General features: G+C 55.6%; 15 protein-coding genes. 13 read left to right on the forward strand and 2 right to left on the reverse strand.

The window, feature by feature from the left end; genetic code table 11:
• Window positions 1-6: 6 nt before the first annotated feature.
• Window positions 7-1,500: an exopolyphosphatase gene (gene ppx / locus KGP26_RS01220; protein ID WP_021807744.1), complete on the reverse strand. Its 1,494-nt coding sequence runs from the start codon at window positions 1,498-1,500 to the stop codon at window positions 7-9.
• 9 nt (window positions 1,501-1,509) lie between these two features.
• Window positions 1,510-2,799: an ATP-dependent RNA helicase RhlB gene (rhlB, locus tag KGP26_RS01225; RefSeq protein WP_024484189.1), complete on the reverse strand. Its 1,290-nt coding sequence runs from the start codon at window positions 2,797-2,799 to the stop codon at window positions 1,510-1,512.
• A gap of 131 nt (window positions 2,800-2,930) precedes the next feature.
• Between rhlB and trxA the strand changes: the two genes are divergently transcribed.
• From trxA to wzyE, 13 genes are all read left to right on the forward strand, one after another.
• A complete protein-coding gene (trxA, locus tag KGP26_RS01230) occupies window positions 2,931-3,257 on the forward strand; it encodes a thioredoxin TrxA (protein ID WP_021181559.1) in 327 nt (108 codons plus the stop codon).
• Between the two features lie 447 nt (window positions 3,258-3,704).
• Entirely contained in the window at window positions 3,705-4,964 is a 1,260-nt protein-coding gene (gene rho, locus KGP26_RS01235) for a transcription termination factor Rho (protein ID WP_021181558.1), read from the forward strand.
• 277 nt (window positions 4,965-5,241) lie between these two features.
• A complete protein-coding gene (gene wecA, locus KGP26_RS01240) occupies window positions 5,242-6,339 on the forward strand; it encodes a UDP-N-acetylglucosamine--undecaprenyl-phosphate N-acetylglucosaminephosphotransferase (RefSeq protein WP_024484187.1) in 1,098 nt (365 codons plus the stop codon).
• Window positions 6,340-6,358: 19 nt separating this feature from the next.
• The gene (wzzE, locus tag KGP26_RS01245; RefSeq protein ID WP_223664922.1) at window positions 6,359-7,411 is read left to right on the forward strand and encodes an ECA polysaccharide chain length modulation protein; all 1,053 of its coding nucleotides are present in this window, start codon (window positions 6,359-6,361) and stop codon (window positions 7,409-7,411) included.
• A gap of 86 nt (window positions 7,412-7,497) precedes the next feature.
• A complete protein-coding gene (gene wecB / locus KGP26_RS01250; protein WP_021181555.1) occupies window positions 7,498-8,628 on the forward strand; it encodes a non-hydrolyzing UDP-N-acetylglucosamine 2-epimerase in 1,131 nt (376 codons plus the stop codon).
• A complete protein-coding gene (gene wecC / locus KGP26_RS01255; RefSeq protein ID WP_021807747.1) occupies window positions 8,625-9,887 on the forward strand; it encodes a UDP-N-acetyl-D-mannosamine dehydrogenase in 1,263 nt (420 codons plus the stop codon). The genes wecB and wecC overlap by 4 nt, the downstream gene beginning before the upstream one ends.
• Window positions 9,884-10,951: a dTDP-glucose 4,6-dehydratase gene (rffG, locus tag KGP26_RS01260; RefSeq protein ID WP_223664923.1), complete on the forward strand. Its 1,068-nt coding sequence runs from the start codon at window positions 9,884-9,886 to the stop codon at window positions 10,949-10,951. The genes wecC and rffG overlap by 4 nt, the downstream gene beginning before the upstream one ends.
• 66 nt (window positions 10,952-11,017) lie before the next feature.
• Window positions 11,018-11,899, forward strand: coding sequence for a glucose-1-phosphate thymidylyltransferase RfbA (gene rfbA / locus KGP26_RS01265; protein WP_021807749.1), 882 nt, complete (start codon window positions 11,018-11,020; stop codon window positions 11,897-11,899).
• On the forward strand, window positions 11,877-12,596 hold the full coding sequence (gene rffC, locus KGP26_RS01270; RefSeq protein ID WP_094982250.1) for a dTDP-4-amino-4,6-dideoxy-D-galactose acyltransferase: 720 nt from the start codon (window positions 11,877-11,879) through the stop codon (window positions 12,594-12,596). Before rfbA ends, rffC begins: the two co-directional genes overlap by 23 nt.
• Window positions 12,583-13,713, forward strand: a complete 1,131-nt coding sequence (gene rffA, locus KGP26_RS01275) for a dTDP-4-amino-4,6-dideoxygalactose transaminase (RefSeq protein ID WP_037376578.1) — start codon at window positions 12,583-12,585, stop codon at window positions 13,711-13,713. The genes rffC and rffA overlap by 14 nt, the downstream gene beginning before the upstream one ends.
• Before the next feature lies 1 nt (window position 13,714).
• Window positions 13,715-14,965 carry a lipid III flippase WzxE gene (wzxE, locus tag KGP26_RS01280; RefSeq protein WP_223664924.1) on the forward strand — a complete coding sequence of 417 codons (1,251 nt, stop codon included), beginning with the start codon at window positions 13,715-13,717 and terminating at the stop codon, window positions 14,963-14,965.
• Window positions 14,962-16,047 (forward strand): TDP-N-acetylfucosamine:lipid II N-acetylfucosaminyltransferase, encoded by a 1,086-nt coding sequence (locus KGP26_RS01285; protein ID WP_223664925.1) that lies wholly within the window; start codon window positions 14,962-14,964, stop codon window positions 16,045-16,047. Before wzxE ends, KGP26_RS01285 begins: the two co-directional genes overlap by 4 nt.
• Complete coding sequence (gene wzyE / locus KGP26_RS01290; RefSeq protein WP_021807752.1) at window positions 16,044-17,411, forward strand: ECA oligosaccharide polymerase; 1,368 nt, start codon at window positions 16,044-16,046, stop codon at window positions 17,409-17,411. The genes KGP26_RS01285 and wzyE overlap by 4 nt, the downstream gene beginning before the upstream one ends.
• The last annotated feature ends 3 nt before the right edge of the window (window positions 17,412-17,414 follow it).

Here is a 17,414-nt window from a genome sequence, read left to right on the forward strand (position 1 = left end):
GCGTTTTTAAGACTGCTCTTCCAAAAACAGAGGCCAGTGGGCATAGCTCTGCCAGTGGCTTTCCTGATCCAGCGCCTCTGCGCGCAGCGGATGTCGTTCCAACCAGCCGCGCGGCAAAATCACATGCAACTCTTCATCGTTGGCACGCAGGCGTACCGCGGGCAGGGTATCGTCACGGCGGCGGCTGGCAAAGATGATGGCCAGACGTAACAGACGACACATGCGCTGTGCCACGCGGGGTGGCACGGCGTTCTGTTGGCTCAGCAGCGGCAGATCGAGGGCATTGCTCTGGTTTTGCAACAGGGTAGCTAACAGTTTTTTCTGCGCCGGGGTAAAGCCAGGTAAATCAAGATGGCTGACCAGATAGGCGGCGTGTTGAGGAGCCTGTTTGAAATCGACGCTCAGGCCGATTTCGTGGATCAGGCACGCCGCATGCAGTAGTTCACGACATCGCGTATCCAATTGCCATTCGTTGGTGGTCTGCAAACAGAAGTTCGCTGCCAACTGGCTGACGCGTTCGGCCTGCTCGATATCCAGCAGGTAACGGCGTTGCAGATTACGTAACGTGCGGCTGCGGATATCCTGCTCGACCGGCAGATGCAACATGCCATACACCAGCCCTTCGCGCAGAGCACCACCGGCCAGCGTCATGCTTTCAATGCCTAACTCTTGGAAAATGGCCAGCAGTATCGACAGGCCGCTTGGGAACACCAAGGCACGTTCCAGCGTCAGGCCTTCGATTTCCAGCTCTTCCAGCTTGCCACACTGAATGGCTCGTTGTTTCAACTGCCGCAGTTTGGGCAGGGTAATACGTTCGTCCATCCCCTGCGCCACCATGATTTCCTGTAGCGCTTGCACGGTTCCGGAGGCACCGACGCAAATCTGCCAGCCATGTTGGCGAAGTTGTGCGGCTATCGGCCGCACCTTTTCACGCGCGGCCTGTTCGGCGGCTTCGAAGTTATCCCGCTCCAGGTTGCGATCGCTGAAGAAGCGCTCGAGCCAGGTGACACAGCCCATGGAAAGGCTATACAGCTGTGCGGCCTGCGCACCTGTCCCTACGACCAACTCCGTGCTGCCACCCCCGATATCGACCACCAGACGCCGATCCGGGCCGCCGGTGGTATGGGCAACGCCGTGGTAGATCAGGCGGGCTTCTTCTTCGCCGCTGATGACCTGAACGGGGCAGCCAAGGATAGTTTCGGCGGTTTGCAGGAATTCGGCCGCGTTGTTGGCCAGGCGCAGCGTTGCGGTGGCGACGACCCGAATTTGATCGCGCGGGATATCCTGCAGGCGTTCCGAGAACAGCCGCAGACATTGCCAACCGCGCTGCATGGCTTCCTGTGACAGGTGATTGTGCTGATCCAGCCCGGCCGCCAGGCGCACTTTGCGCTTGATGCGAGCCAGCGTCTGGATACTGCCAGCCACCTCACGTACCACCAACATATGGAAACTGTTGGAACCCAGATCGATGGCGGCATAGAGGGTGCTGGAACCTGGCATAGTCGTCTATTAGCCCGAACGTTTACGGTTGTTACGCGGCGCACCACCACGACGTGGCGCGGAAGAGTTACGGCGTGGGCCGTTGTTGCCACGAGGGCGCACCAGGCGCTTCGGTGCTGGCAGATCGCTCAGCAGCGCATCGCTGTTGTACTTGCTCACCGGAATGCTGTGGCCGGTATAAGTCTCGATGGCTGGCAGATTCAGCGCGTACTCTTCACAGGCCAGGCTGATGGAGTGACCGCTTTCGCCCGCGCGGCCTGTACGGCCAATGCGGTGCACGTAGTCTTCGCAGTCATCCGGCAGATCGTAGTTGAAGACGTGAGTCACCAACGGAATATGCAGGCCGCGTGCGGCGACATCGGTGGCGACCAGGATATCCAGGTTACCTTTGGTGAAGTCGTCCAGAATACGCAGGCGTTTTTTCTGCGCCACGTCGCCGGTCAGCAGGCCTACGCGGTGACCATCGGCAGCCAGATGGCCCCAGATGTCTTCACAGCGGTGCTTGGTGTTGGCGAAGATGATGCAGCGGTCCGGCCACTCTTCCTCGATCAGCGTCTGCAGCAGGCGCATTTTTTCTTCGTTGGAAGGGTAGAACAGCTCTTCCTGAATGCGGTGGCCGGTTTTCTGTTCCGGTTCAACTTCCACATATTCGGCATTGTTCATCTGCTCAAAGGCCAGCTCGCGTACGCGATAGGACAGGGTGGCAGAGAACAACATGTTCAGGCGTTGATCGACCGCAGGCATACGGCGGAACAGCCAGCGGATATCTTTGATAAAGCCCAGATCGTACATGCGGTCGGCTTCATCGAGCACCACAACCTGGATAGCACCCAGATCGATATAATTTTGTTTGGCGTAGTCGATTAAACGGCCGGTGGTCCCCACCAGAATATCTACGCCGCTTTCCAGCACTTTCAGCTGTTTGTCATAGCCATCACCGCCGTAGGCCAGGCCAAGCTTCAACCCGGTAGACTGCGACAGCGCTTCTGCATCGGAATGGATCTGCACCGCCAGTTCACGCGTAGGCGCCATGATCAAGGCGCGCGGCTGGTTGGTCTGGCGACCTTCTTTCGCCGGGTGGGACAGCAAATAGTGAAAAGTAGACGCTAAAAATGCCAGCGTCTTTCCGGTACCGGTTTGCGCCTGACCTGCAACGTCGCGCCCACTGAGAGTGAGCGGCAATGCCAACGCCTGGATGGGCGTGCAGTTGTGAAACCCTTTTTTCTCAAGGGCTTCAAGGACTAACGGGTGCAGGGCGAAGTCGGAAAACTTCTGTTCGGTCAAGTGTGTTTTGCTCATAGTGTGGTAGAATATCAGCTAACTATTGCTTTACGAAAGCATATCCGTTGAAATAAAAGCGGTGAAATAAAATCACCTGAGTTGGTTTGATGCTACACCAACAAGGTAGACCTAATCCTGTGGAGTAGAACATGAGCGATAAAATTATTCACCTGACTGACGACAGCTTCGATTCCGATGTGCTGAAAGCCGAAGGGCCAATCCTGGTCGATTTCTGGGCTGAATGGTGTGGTCCGTGCAAGATGATTGCTCCGATCCTCGACGAGATTGCCGAAGAGTTCGCCGGCAAGCTGACCATTACCAAACTGAACATCGATCAAAACCCGCTTACCGCGCCTAAGTACGGCATCCGCGGTATTCCGACGCTGTTGTTGTTCAAGAACGGTGAAGTGGCAGCGACCAAGGTCGGCGCGCTGTCCAAGGGCCAGCTCAAAGAGTTCCTGGACGCGAATCTGTAATTAGGGCGGGAAGCCCCGTGACGGGCGTCTGGAGGGGGATTTTCATTCACCGCTAGACGCCTGCCAAGAAGCGTGTTAAGTTTAACCATACTGCATTCTGAACTTGCCATAAGTATTAAATCTAAAGAGTCTGAATCTAAGCGTTACTCTACGTTGAACCATCGGCACTAGCATTTTACTGTGAACCGAGCCCGTGTTTTGACGATCAAGCGGTTTTACAAAAAAATCAGTTTTAAGGCACCTTCGATCTTAAACCGTCAGCGTGTGCGCCCCAGCTAAGCCATTTCTTACTGCGGCGGCCCAGCAGCCCGGCGATCGAACGTCCAGTAACAGGCACGCATACCCTATGAATTTCACGTTGTAGCTTGAAAGGTTATGGGTATAACACGCTGCCATACCATTCACGATACTAGTTCGAGACACACCCCGAGTTTAAGAACCCCCACTATGAATCTTACCGAATTAAAGAATACGCCGGTTTCTGAGCTGATTACTCTCGGCGAAAATATGGGGCTGGAAAACCTGGCCCGCCTGCGCAAACAGGACATTATCTTCTCTATACTCAAGCAACATGCGAAAAGCGGAGAAGATATCTTCGGTGATGGCGTGCTGGAGATATTGCAGGATGGATTTGGTTTCCTCCGTTCCGGAGACAGTTCCTACCTCGCAGGCCCCGACGATATCTACGTTTCTCCCAGCCAAATCCGCCGCTTTAACCTCCGCACAGGTGACACCATTTCCGGTAAGATTCGTCCGCCAAAAGAAGGCGAGCGCTATTTTGCCCTGTTGAAAGTTAACGAAGTCAACTACGACAAACCGGAAAACGCCCGTAACAAGATCCTGTTCGAAAACCTGACGCCGCTGCACGCCAACTCACGTTTGCGTATGGAGCGCGGCAACGGCTCTACCGAAGATCTGACGGCTCGCGTACTGGATCTGGCAGCGCCAATCGGTCGTGGCCAGCGTGGCCTGATTGTGGCACCGCCGAAAGCCGGTAAAACCATGCTGCTGCAAAACATTGCGCAGAGCATCGCATACAACCATCCAGACTGCGTGCTGATGGTGCTGCTGATCGACGAACGTCCGGAAGAAGTGACCGAGATGCAACGTCTGGTAAAAGGCGAAGTGATCGCTTCTACCTTCGACGAACCCGCATCCCGCCACGTACAGGTTGCCGAAATGGTGATCGAGAAGGCCAAGCGCCTGGTCGAACACAAAAAAGACGTGATCATCCTGCTGGACTCCATCACCCGTCTGGCGCGTGCCTACAACACCGTAGTACCTGCCTCAGGCAAAGTGCTGACCGGTGGTGTGGACGCCAACGCCCTGCATCGTCCGAAGCGCTTCTTCGGTGCGGCTCGTAACGTTGAGGAAGGCGGCAGCCTGACCATCATCGCTACCGCACTGGTTGATACCGGTTCGAAGATGGACGAAGTGATTTACGAAGAGTTTAAAGGTACGGGTAACATGGAACTGCATCTGGCGCGTAAAATCGCCGAGAAGCGCGTGTTCCCTGCTATCGATTACAACCGTTCCGGTACGCGTAAAGAAGAGTTGCTCACTACCTCTGAAGAACTGCAGAAGATGTGGATCCTGCGCAAGATCATTCACCCAATGGGCGAGATCGACGCGATGGAGTTCCTCATTAACAAGTTGGCGATGACCAAAACCAACGATGAATTCTTCGACATGATGAAACGCTCATAAATAAGTAAAATATTCGAGGAACGCCACGCCTAGTCGTGGCGTTTTTTGCTTTTGGCGGATACGATAAGTAACAGTAAAGGAAAGTAAGTTATTCTTGTGACTTATTGAGAACTTATCTTATTTGTGCCTGTTTTTGCATTAATGCGTTGAAGCAAGACACGTTTTGGGCATTGATAAGTGTCTATGTCATAGGAAATGACTGAAAGGTCGCTTGGTCATGTGGCGCGGTTTTTTACCCATGTTAAGCTGCCTCATCTTCTTCAGAGATTTGTTAACCGTGAACTTACTCACCATGAGTACTGAAATTCTTTTTGTTTTTCTGTTTTCTCTGGCTTTTTTATTTGTTGCTCGCAAGGCAGCAAAACCTATTGGTTTGGTTGATAAGCCTAATTATCGCAAACGTCATCAGGGGCTGATCCCGCTGGTGGGTGGGATTTCTGTTTACGCTGGCATCTGCTTTGCCTTCCTGATCACCGACCAGACGATTGCGCACAGCAAACTCTATCTCACCTGCGCCGGTGTCCTGGTCTTCGTCGGCGCACTGGACGATCGCTTCGATATCAGCGTCAAGATCCGCGCCACTATTCAGGCACTGGTCGGCATCGCCATGATGGTATTTGCTGGCCTTTATCTGCGCAGCCTCGGCTATGTGTTTGGTGGCTGGGAAATGCAGTTGGGGCCGTTTGGCTATTTGGTGACGCTGTTTGCCGTTTGGGCGGCGATTAACGCCTTTAACATGGTCGACGGTATCGACGGCCTGCTCGGCGGTCTCTCCTGCGTGTCGTTCGGCGCGATGGGGATCCTGCTGTATCAAGGCGGCCATAGCGAGCTTGCCTTCTGGTGCTTCGCGATGCTGGCGGCCATTGTTCCCTATATTCTGCTCAACCTCGGCATCCTTGGCCGTCGTTATAAAGTCTTTATGGGTGACGCCGGGAGTACGCTGATCGGTTTTACCGCCATCTGGCTGCTGGTGCAAAGCTCGCAAGGGCCAAACCATCCGATCAAACCGGTCACCGCGCTGTGGATTATCGCCATCCCGCTGATGGATATGATTGCCATCATGTATCGCCGTCTGCGTAAGGGCATGAGCCCGTTTTCGCCAGACCGTCAACACATCCACCATTTGATTATGCGAGCGGGCTTTACGCCTCGTCAGGCTTTTGTGCTCATCACCCTAGCCGCAGCGCTGCTGGCGGCGGTTGGTGTGATAGGCGAACGTCTGACTTTCATACCTGAATGGGTTATGTTGGCATTATTCTTGCTTGCATTCTTCTTGTATGGCTATTGCATTAAACGTGCATGGCGGGTCGCGCGCTATATCAAACGTCTCAAGCGCCGCCTGCGGAATGCAACGAACAATAAGCAAGTACCTTAACTGAGGCTTTAGGGCAGTGATGAATCCTGAAACAACGTCTGACAAGAATACCCCGGTGGTCGATAACGAACTCGATATCCGCGGTCTGTGCTGCACCCTGTGGCGCGGCAAAAAATGGATTATCGGTTTTGCGGTGTTGTTTGCTGCCGTCGCGCTGATCGTTTCCTACCTGGTGAAACAGGAGTGGAGCGCTACGGCGATCACCGATAAGCCAACGGTGAATGCGCTGGGGGGATATTACTCTCAGCAGCAGTTCCTGCGTAACCTGGATCAGCGCACGCTGCCTGGGGTTGCCAGCGATCAGCCAGGCATCGCCGATGAAGCCTATAATGAATTTATCATGCAGTTGGCCGCCTATGACACGCGCCGTGATTTCTGGCTGCAAAGCGATTACTACAAGCAGCGCCAGGAAGGGGATGCCCGTGCCGATGCGGCGTTGCTTGATGACCTGATTAACAATATCCAGTTCACGCCGCGCGACGACAAAAAAGTGCTGAATGATAGCGTGAAACTCACCGCCGAGACCGCGCCAGACTCCAACCATCTGCTGCGTCAGTATGTTGCCTTTGCCAGCCACCGCGCGGCGCAGCATCTGAATGAAGAGATCCAGGGAGCCTGGGCGGCGCGTACCACCTCGATGAGTGCACAGGTCAAACGCCAGGAAGCGGTAGCCGATGCGGTTTATCAGCGTGAGCTCAAGACCGTGCAGCAGGCGCTGAAAATCGCCGAGCAGCAGGGGATTAGCCGTACGCAGACCGATACGCCAGCCGAACAGCTACCAGACTCCGATCTGTTCCTGCTGGGCAAACCTATGCTGCAGGCGCGTCTGGAAGGTTTACAGGCTTCTGGCCCGGCTTACGATGTAAGTTACGATCAGAACCGGGCGATGCTGGCAACTCTGAACGTTGGCCCGACGTTGGATGCCAAATTCCAGACCTACCGCTATTTACGTACGCCGGAAGAGCCGGTGAAACGTGATAGTCCACGCCGGGTATTCTGGCTGATTATGTGGGGCGCAATCGGTGGCCTGATTGGTGCGGGCGTCGCCTTGGTACGCCGGCCACGTAGTTAACTAATAATATAATAATTTCGCTGTTGGGCACTGAGTGCCCAACTTTGCAGGTTCGCCTGCACTTCACCGACCAAAAGAGATTCGCTGTGAAAGTGTTGACTGTTTTTGGCACCAGACCGGAAGCCATCAAAATGGCACCTCTGGTACATGCTCTGGCTCAGGATGATGCCTTTGAGTCAAGAGTCTGCGTTACGGCACAGCATCGCGAGATGCTGGATCAGGTACTGCGTTTGTTTGAAATCGTACCGGATTACGACCTGAATATTATGAAACCGGGCCAGGGGCTGAGTGAAATCACCTGCCGCATTCTGGAAGGGATCAAAGGCGTACTGGAGGACTTCAAGCCGGACGTGGTGTTGGTTCACGGTGACACGACGACCACCATGGCGACCAGCCTGGCGGCGTTTTATCAGCGTATCCCGGTGGGGCATGTCGAAGCGGGCCTGCGTACCGGTAATCTCTATTCTCCTTGGCCTGAAGAGGCCAACCGCAAGTTGACGGGGCATTTGGCGATGTATCACTTCTCGCCAACCGAAAATTCACGGCAGAACCTGTTACGTGAATCGCTGCGGGACGACCATATTTTCGTCACGGGTAACACCGTGATCGATGCGTTGCTGTGGGTGCGCGACCGCATCATGCACAACCCAGAGCTGCGCAGCAGCCTTGACCAACGTTATCCTTTCCTGGATGCCAACAAAAAGCTGATCTTGGTGACTGGGCACCGTCGCGAAAGCTTCGGCGGTGGGTTTGAGCGCATCTGTAGCGCCTTGGCCGAGATTGCTCTTCAGCATCCTGACGTGCAGGTGGTGTATCCGGTGCATCTCAACCCGAACGTCAGCGAGCCGGTTAACCGTATTTTGAAGGGGATCGATAACATCATTCTGATCGATCCGCAGGATTACCTGCCGTTTGTCTATCTGATGACGCGATCTTATCTGATCCTGACCGACTCGGGCGGCATTCAGGAAGAGGCGCCATCGCTGGGGAAACCGGTGTTGGTGATGCGTGATACCACCGAGCGGCCAGAAGCGGTAGATGCCGGCACGGTACAGCTGGTGGGAACGGACGTAGCTAAAATTGTTGATGCGGTAACCCGGTTATTGACAGACGAAGGCGAATACCACGCCATGAGCCGGGCGCATAACCCATACGGTGACGGGCATGCCTGCCAACGTATCCTCGAAGCTTTAAAGAATCATCAGGTGACACTATGAGTTTTAACACTATTTCAGTTATTGGCCTGGGCTATATCGGTTTGCCAACGGCGGCGGCGTTTGCTTCCCGCAAGAAGAAAGTGGTGGGCGTAGATGTTAACCAGCACGCGGTAGATACCATTAACCGCGGTGCCATCCACATCGTCGAACCTGATTTGGATCGCGTGGTAAAAGAAGCGGTAGAAGGCGGTTACCTGCAGGCGGTGACTAAACCGCTGGCGGCCGATGCGTTCCTGATTGCCGTACCAACGCCGTTCAAAGGCGATCACGAACCCGATCTGGCCTACGTTGAAGCCGCCGCCAAGTCATTGGCACCGGTACTGAAAAAAGGCGACCTGGTGATCCTGGAGTCTACTTCACCGGTGGGCGCTACCGAGCAGATGGCCCTGTGGTTGGCAGAGGCGCGTAGCGATCTGAGCTTCCCGCAGGATGCCGGTGAGCAGGCCGACGTGAACATTGCCTACTGCCCTGAGCGCGTGCTGCCTGGGCAGGTAATGGTTGAGCTGATCCAGAATGACCGAGTGATTGGCGGGATGACGCCAAAATGCTCCGAGCGCGCCAGCGCGCTGTACAAGATTTTCCTCGAAGGTGAGTGTGTGATCACCAACTCGCGCACCGCCGAGATGTGCAAACTGACGGAAAACAGCTTCCGCGACGTTAACATCGCGTTTGCCAATGAGCTTTCGCTGATCTGTGCCGAGCAGGGCATTAATGTGTGGGAACTGATCCGCCTGGCCAACCGTCATCCGCGCGTCAACATTCTGCAACCTGGCCCAGGCGTGGGCGGGCACTGTATCGCCGTTGACCCTTGGTTCATCGTGGCGCAGAACCCGCAGCAGGCTCGTCTGATCCATACTGCGCGCCTGGTAAACGACGGCAAACCGCTCTGGGTGGTCGATCAGGTCAAGGCAGCCGTGGCAGATTGCCTGGCGGCCACCAACAAGCGCGCTTCTGAAGTGAAAATTGCCTGCTTCGGTTTGGCGTTCAAACCTAATATCGACGACCTGCGTGAAAGCCCGGCGGTTGAAGTAGCCCACCTGATTGCCGACTGGCACGTAGGTGAAACCCTGGCGGTCGAGCCTAACGTTGAGCAATTACCGAAGTCACTGGCGGGCCTCGTTACGCTGAAAAAACTGCCTGAGGCCTTACAGCAGGCGGATGTGATCGTCATGCTGGTCGATCATAAAGAATTCAAGGCCATCAGGCCGGAAGAGATTAAGCAGTCCTGGATCGTGGACACCAAAGGAGTTTGGCGTTGAAACGTATTTTGGTCACCGGCGGGGCCGGATTTATCGGCTCTGCCGTGGTAAGACATATCATCGAGGGGACCCGCGATAGCGTGGTGGTGGTTGATAAGCTCACCTATGCCGGTAACCTGGAGTCGCTGGCGGGTGTAGCGGACAACGAGCGCTATGCTTTCGAGCAGGTAGATATCTGCGACCGTGCCGCACTAGACCGCGTATTTGCGCAGTACCAGCCGGATTTCGTGATGCACCTGGCGGCAGAAAGCCACGTTGACCGCTCGATCGACGGCCCGGCGGCCTTTATCGAAACCAACATAGTGGGCACTTACACCATGCTGGAAGCTGCCCGCCATTATTGGCAGCCGCTGGCGGCAGAGAAAAAGCAGGCTTTCCGTTTCCATCATATCTCTACCGATGAAGTGTACGGCGACCTGCACGGTACCGACGATCTGTTTACCGAAACCACGCCTTACGCGCCAAGCAGCCCGTATTCTGCCTCCAAGGCCTCAAGCGACCACCTGGTGCGCGCCTGGCTGCGTACCTACGGTTTCCCTACCGTCGTGACCAACTGCTCCAACAACTACGGCCCTTACCACTTCCCAGAGAAGCTGGTGCCGCTGGTGATCCTTAATGCCATCTCCGGCAAACCGCTGCCGGTCTACGGCGATGGTGCGCAGGTGCGTGACTGGCTGTTTGTGGAAGACCATGCGCGGGCGTTATATCAGGTGGTGACAGAAGGTGTGATTGGGGAGACCTATAACATCGGCGGCCACAACGAGCGCAAAAATATCGAAGTGGTAGAGACCATCTGCGATCTGCTGGAAGAACTGGCACCGAACAAACCGCAGGGCGTGGCGAAATATCGCGATCTGATCACTTACGTTAAAGATCGCCCAGGCCATGATATGCGTTATGCCATCGACGCGGGCAAAATTGAACGTGAACTGGGTTGGCGCCCACAGGAAACCTTTGAAAGCGGCATCCGCAAAACGGTTTCCTGGTATCTGAACAATGAAACCTGGTGGCGCCGCGTGCAAGACGGTTCCTATGCAGGCGAGCGTTTAGGGCTAAACCAATAATCCTATCTAGATAAACGCACGGAAGGCTATAAGCGCCGTGCGGCTAGCGGAAGTTCAGGAGTCATGATGAAAGGTATTATTCTAGCCGGCGGTTCGGGGACGCGTTTGCACCCGATCACCCGCGGCGTCTCCAAGCAGTTGCTGCCCATTTACGATAAACCGATGATTTACTATCCGCTCTCGGTGCTGATGCTGGCCGGGATCCGCGATATTCTGATTATCTCTACGCCTGAAGATCTGCCCTCGTTTCGCCGTTTGCTGGGCAGCGGTGAAGAGTTTGGCATCAACCTCAGCTACGCCGAACAACCGAGCCCGGACGGGTTGGCACAGGCCTTCCTGATTGGCGAAGAGTTTATCGGCGGCGAGCCGTGCTGCCTGGTGCTGGGCGACAATATCTACTTCGGCCAGGGCTTCAGCCCGAAACTGAAAAGCGTGGTCCAGAGTCTGAAAGGTGCCACGGTATTCGGTTACCAGGTCATGGACCCAGAGCGCTTTGGCGTAGTGGAGTTCGACGATAACTTCCGCGCGCTGTCGATTGAAGAAAAACCGCTGAAGCCGAAGTCCAACTGGGCGGTCACCGGTCTCTATTTCTATGACAACCAGGTGGTGGATTTCGCCAAGCAGGTGAAGCCCTCCGAACGCGGCGAGTTGGAAATTACCAGCATCAACCAGATGTATCTGGAGCGTGGCGAACTGAGCGTCGAGCTGCTGGGGCGTGGTTTTGCCTGGCTCGATACCGGCACCCACGACAGCCTGATCGAAGCCAGTACCTTTGTGCAGACGGTAGAGAAGCGCCAAGGGTTCAAGATTGCCTGTCTGGAAGAGATCGCCTGGCGTAACGGTTGGCTGGATGATGATGGCGTAAGACGCTCGGCGCAGGCGTTAGCCAAAACCGGCTATGGCAAATACTTACTGGATTTACTGCATGTCCGTCCACGCCAATATTGAGCCTTTGGGCTGGGAAAGCGAGTATTTCCAACTCACCAGCGCCAAATTGCATTTTGACGAGGCGGCTCCTGCGCTTACGGCAACTGAACTGGATGCGTTTGCGCTGGTTCAGGCCAAGATCCCGGCCCAGCGTCTGGATTTGGCCGATGGTTTGGCAGCCGCGGGGTTTCGGCTGGTAGAGGGCGAAGTGGACTTTGCCCTGGCAATTGGCACAGATTGTGCATTGAATTTACCGGCCATCCGCATCGCCCAGCTCGAAGATATTCCACTGTTGCGTTCGGTGGCGGCCAAGGTTTTTGCCGCCAGCCGTTTTCGCGCGCCTTGGTATCAGCCGCAGGACAGCGGGCGTTTTTACGCCACCTGGATTGAAAAAGCGGTGCTGGGGACGTTTGACCATCAGTGCCTGCTGGTGCTGGGTAGCGATGGGGAGCCAGAAGGGTTTGTCAGCCTGCGAGATATTGGCCAGCAAGAGGCGCGTATCGGCCTGCTGGCGGCATTCCCAGGTGTACAAGGTAAAGGGACCGGTTCTCGGCTGATGACTGCCGCGATCGCTTGGTGCCAGCAGCAACGGCTGCAGCGCCTGCGGATCGCGACTCAAATAAGTAATATTGCCGCGTTACGGCTCTATCAACGGCACGGTGCCACCCTAGAAAGCACCGCGTATTGGTTCTATAGAGGTTTACATGATCCCATTTAACGCTCCACCGGTTGTTGGCACGGAACTCGATTATATGCAGGCTGCGATGAGCAGCGGCAAACTCTGTGGTGACGGTGGTTTTACCCGTCGCTGCCAGCAGTGGATGGAACAGCATTTTGGCTGCCCAAAAGTGCTGCTGACGCCGTCTTGCACCGCGTCACTGGAAATGGCCGCCATCCTGCTGGATATCCAGCCGGGTGATGAAGTGATCATGCCGAGCTACACCTTCGTGTCCACCGCTAACGCCTTTGTGCTGCGCGGGGCGGTGATGGTGTTTGTCGATCTGCGTCCAGACACCATGAACATCGATGAGACCAAGATCGAAGCGGCGATCACCGATAAAACCCGTGCCATTGTGCCGGTGCATTACGCTGGCGTAGCCTGTGAAATGGACACCATCATGGCGCTGGCGAAGAAGTACAACCTGATGGTGGTGGAAGATGCCGCGCAGGGCGTGATGTCGACCTATAAAGGCAAAGCCTTGGGGACTATCGGCCATATCGGTTGCTTCAGTTTCCATGAGACCAAAAACTACACCGCTGGCGGTGAAGGTGGCGCGACGCTGATTAACGACCCGGCCCTGATCGATCGTGCCGAAGTGATCCGTGAAAAAGGCACCAACCGCAGCCAGTTCTTCCGTGGTCAGGTAGACAAATATACCTGGCGCGATATTGGTTCCAGCTATCTGATGTCAGATCTGCAAGCCGCTTATCTGTGGGCACAGCTGGAGGCCGCCGAGACGATCAACCAGCGCCGCCTGAAGCTGTGGCAGAACTATTACGATGCATTGAAACCGTTGGCAGACTCAGGGCGTATCGCCTTGCCGGTCATTCCGGCCAACTGCGTGCACAACGCCCATATGTTCTACATCAAGCTGAAAGACGTGCAGGATCGTACCGCGTTTATCGACTACCTGAAAGAAGCCGAAATCATGTCGGTGTTCCACTACATCCCACTGCACGCCTGCCCGGCGGGTGAGAAGTTTGGCCGTTTCTCCGGCGAAGACCGCTTCACCACCAAAGAGAGCGAGCGCTTGGTGCGTCTGCCGCTGTTCTTTAACATGTCAGACGTCAATCAACGTACGGTGATCAATACCATTCTGAGCTTCCTCGCCTGATATGTCGCTGGCAAAAGCATCGATTTGGACCGCGGGCTCCACGCTGATCAAGATCGGCGTGGGGTTGCTGGTGGTAAAAATGCTGGCGGTGGCCTTCGGCCCCAGCGGGGTCGGGCAGGCGGGTAACTTCCGCCAGTTGATCACCGTGCTGGGCGTGCTGTCGGGTGCCGGAATTTTTAACGGTATCACCAAGTATGTGGCGGAATACCATCAGGATCCGCAGCGGTTGCGTATGGCGGTGGGCACCGCGTCCAGCATCGTGCTGGGTTTCTCAACCCTGCTGGCGCTGGTGTTCCTGTTTGCTGCCGAGCCGATCAGCCGTGGGCTGTTTGGCCATGGTGACTATGTGAACGTGGTGCGGGCGGTGGCGTTTATCCAGATGGGGATTGCCTACGCCAACCTGTTCCTGGCGATCCTCAAAGGTTATCGCGATGCGATGGGTAACGCGCTGGCGATGATCGCCGGTAGCCTGATAGGTGTGGTGGCCTTTACGCTATGCTTTAAGCTGGGCGGTTATGAAGGCGCGTTGGCCGGGTTGGCTCTGGTTCCTGCCCTGGTGGTGTTGCCTGCTGGTTTCATGCTGTGGCGGCGCAAGGCGCTGCCGCTGCGTTATCTGGCGCTGGCCTGGGATAAGGCGCTGGCCAGCCATCTCGGTAAGTTTACCCTGATGGCGCTGATCACCTCCGTGACCTTGCCGGTTGCCTATGTAATGATGCGTAACCTGTTGGCAGAACATTACGGCTGGGACGAAGTAGGGATCTGGCAAGGGGTGAGCAGTATCTCCGATGCCTACCTGCAGTTTATTACCGCTTCTTTCACCGTTTACCTGCTGCCAACGCTGTCGCGCCTGCAAGAGAAAAGCGCCATTTCGCGGGAGATCGTGCGCTCGCTGAAGTTTGTGCTGCCTGCGGTCGCCGCTGCCAGCTTTACCGTCTGGCTGCTGCGTGACTTCGCCATCTGGCTGCTGTTCTCTGAGAAATTCGTTGCCATGCGCGATCTGTTTGCCTGGCAACTGGTGGGGGACGTGCTGAAAGTCGGGGCCTACGTCTTCGGTTACCTGGTGATCGCCAAGGCGTCGCTCCGTTTTTATATTCTGACAGAGGTCAGCCAGTTTGCCTTGCTGACGCTGTTCTCGCACTGGCTGATCCCGCTGCACGGCGCATTAGGGGCGGCACAGGCCTATATGGCAACCTACATCGTGTATTTTGCGCTCTGTAGCTGCGTATTTATTCTTTATCGTAGACGAGTATGACCATACTAATCCACGTACTGGGATCTGATATCCCGCATCATAATCAGACGGTGCTGCGCTTCTTTAATGACGTGCTGGCTGACCGCCTGCCCGCAGAACAAGTGTGTCACTTCATGGTGGCAGCCAAAGACGTGGCCGCGTTGGGCCACTTTCCAAAGTTGACCATTGAGTCTTTCCCTGGCAAAAAGAGCCTGGCAGAGGCAGTGATTGCCCGTGCCAAGGCCAACCGTGACACTCGCCTGTTCCTGCATGGCCAGTTTAACGCAACGTTGTGGCTGGCCTTGCTGAGCGGCAAGATCAAGCCGCGCCAGGTGAGCTGGCATATCTGGGGGGCCGATCTGTATGAAAACGCCACCAGTTGGAAATACCGCCTGTTCTACGTGCTGCGCCGCATTGCCCAAGGCCGGGTGGGCCACGTGTTTGCTACCCGAGGCGACCTGATCCACTATCAGCAGCGGAACGCACGCGTTCCGGCCTCGCTGCTGTATTTCCCAACGCGGATGGATCCTGCCCTGACGGGTATCGAAGTTGAAAAGAACCTGGCTGGGCCGATGACTATCCTGGTGGGCAATTCTGGTGATACCACCAACCGCCATATTGAGGCGTTGCAGGCGATCCATCAGCAATTTGGTGACAAGGTGCGGGTGATTTTGCCGATGGGCTATCCGGCCAATAACGACGCCTATATTGCCCAGGTGCGCGCGGCGGGCCTGAAGCTGTTCTCCGAACAGAATCTGCAACTGCTGACCCAACAGGTGGCGTTTGACGATTATCTCAATATTCTGCGTGAGTGCGATCTCGGCTACTTCATTTTCGACCGTCAGCAGGGGATCGGTACGCTGTGCCTGTTGATCCAGTTTGGCGTGCCTTTTGTACTGAGCCGCAAGAACCCGTTCTGGCAGGATCTGGCTGAGCAGCATCTGCCGGTGCTGTTCTATGGCGACTCGCTGGATGAAGCCGTGGTGCGCGAATCACAGCGCCAACTGGCAACGCTGGATAAGCAGTCTATTGCCTTTTTCAATCCGAACTACGTGGATGGCTGGCAGCAGGCATTGGCGCTGGCGGCGGGGGAAAACCCATGACGCTGGCACAGTTTGGCGGGCTGTTTGTCGTCTATCTGATCGGGGCGCTGTTTGTGCTGACCCTGACCTATCAGGAGTTTCGGCGCGTCCGCTTCAACTTTAACGTCTTCTTTTCCCTGCTCTATCTGCTGACGTTTTACTTTGGCTTCCCGCTGACCTGCCTGCTGGTATTCCAGTTTGACGTGGCCGTGGTGCCGGTAGAGTTCCTGCTTTACGCCATCCTTTCGGCTACCGCCTTCTACGCGATTTACTACGTCAGCTACAAGACGCGGTTGCGTAAACGCACTGGCCAGCCGCATAAGCCGGTGTTCACCATGAACCGGGTTGAGACGCATATCACCTGGATATTGCTGGCGCTGGTGGCGATCGGCACCGTGGGCATCTTCTTTATGCAGAACGGTTTCCTGCTGTTCAAGCTTAACTCCTACAGCCAAATCTTCTCCAGCGATGTGTCAGGGGTGGCGCTCAAGCGCTTCTTCTACTTCTTTATCCCGGCGATGCTGGTGGTCTATTTCCTGAAACAGGATCTGCGCGCCTGGTTCTTCTTCCTGGCGGCCACGGTGGCGTTTGGCATTCTGACCTACGTGATCGTGGGCGGCACCCGTGCCAACATCATCATCGCGTTCGCTCTATTCCTGTTTATCGGCATTGTGCGCGGCTGGATCTCGCTGTGGATGCTGGTGGCCGCCGGGGTGTTCGGCATCGTCGGCATGTTCTGGCTGGCGTTGAAACGCTATAGCCTGGATGTCAGCGGCCCGGAAGCGTTCTACACTTTCCTGTATCTGACCCGTGATACCTTCTCGCCGTGGGAGAACCTGGGGCTACTGCTGCAAAATTACGACAAGATCGATTTCCAGGGGTTGGCCCCGATCGTGCGTGATTTCTATGTCTTCATCCCTGCCTGGCTGTGGCCGGGGCGGCCGGATCTGGTGCTGAATACTGCCAACTACTTTACCTGGGAAGTGCTGGACAACCACTCCGGGCTGGCGATTTCCCCAACGCTGATTGGCTCGCTGGTGGTGATGGGTGGAGTGCTGTTTATCCCACTGGGCGCCATTGTGGTGGGCCTGATCATCAAGTGGTTCGACTGGCTGTATGAGCTAGGTAAAAGTGAACAGAACCGCTTTAAGGCGGCGATTTTGCAAGGGTTCTGCTTTGGTGCGGTGTTTAATATCATCGTGCTGGCGCGTGAGGGGGTCGATTCGTTTGTCTCACGCGTGGTGTTCTTCTGCATTATTTTTGGTGCCTGCCTGATATTGGCAAAATTACTGTACTGGCTGTTTGATGCTGCCGGGCTTATCAAGACTCGAATTATGCGCAAGCGCGCGTTGGCTCCAGCAGCCAACTCCCTTGTGCCAAGGTAATAG

Source organism: Serratia sp. JSRIV002 (assembly GCF_019968725.1).
GTDB lineage: Bacteria > Pseudomonadota > Gammaproteobacteria > Enterobacterales > Enterobacteriaceae > Chania > Chania fonticola_B.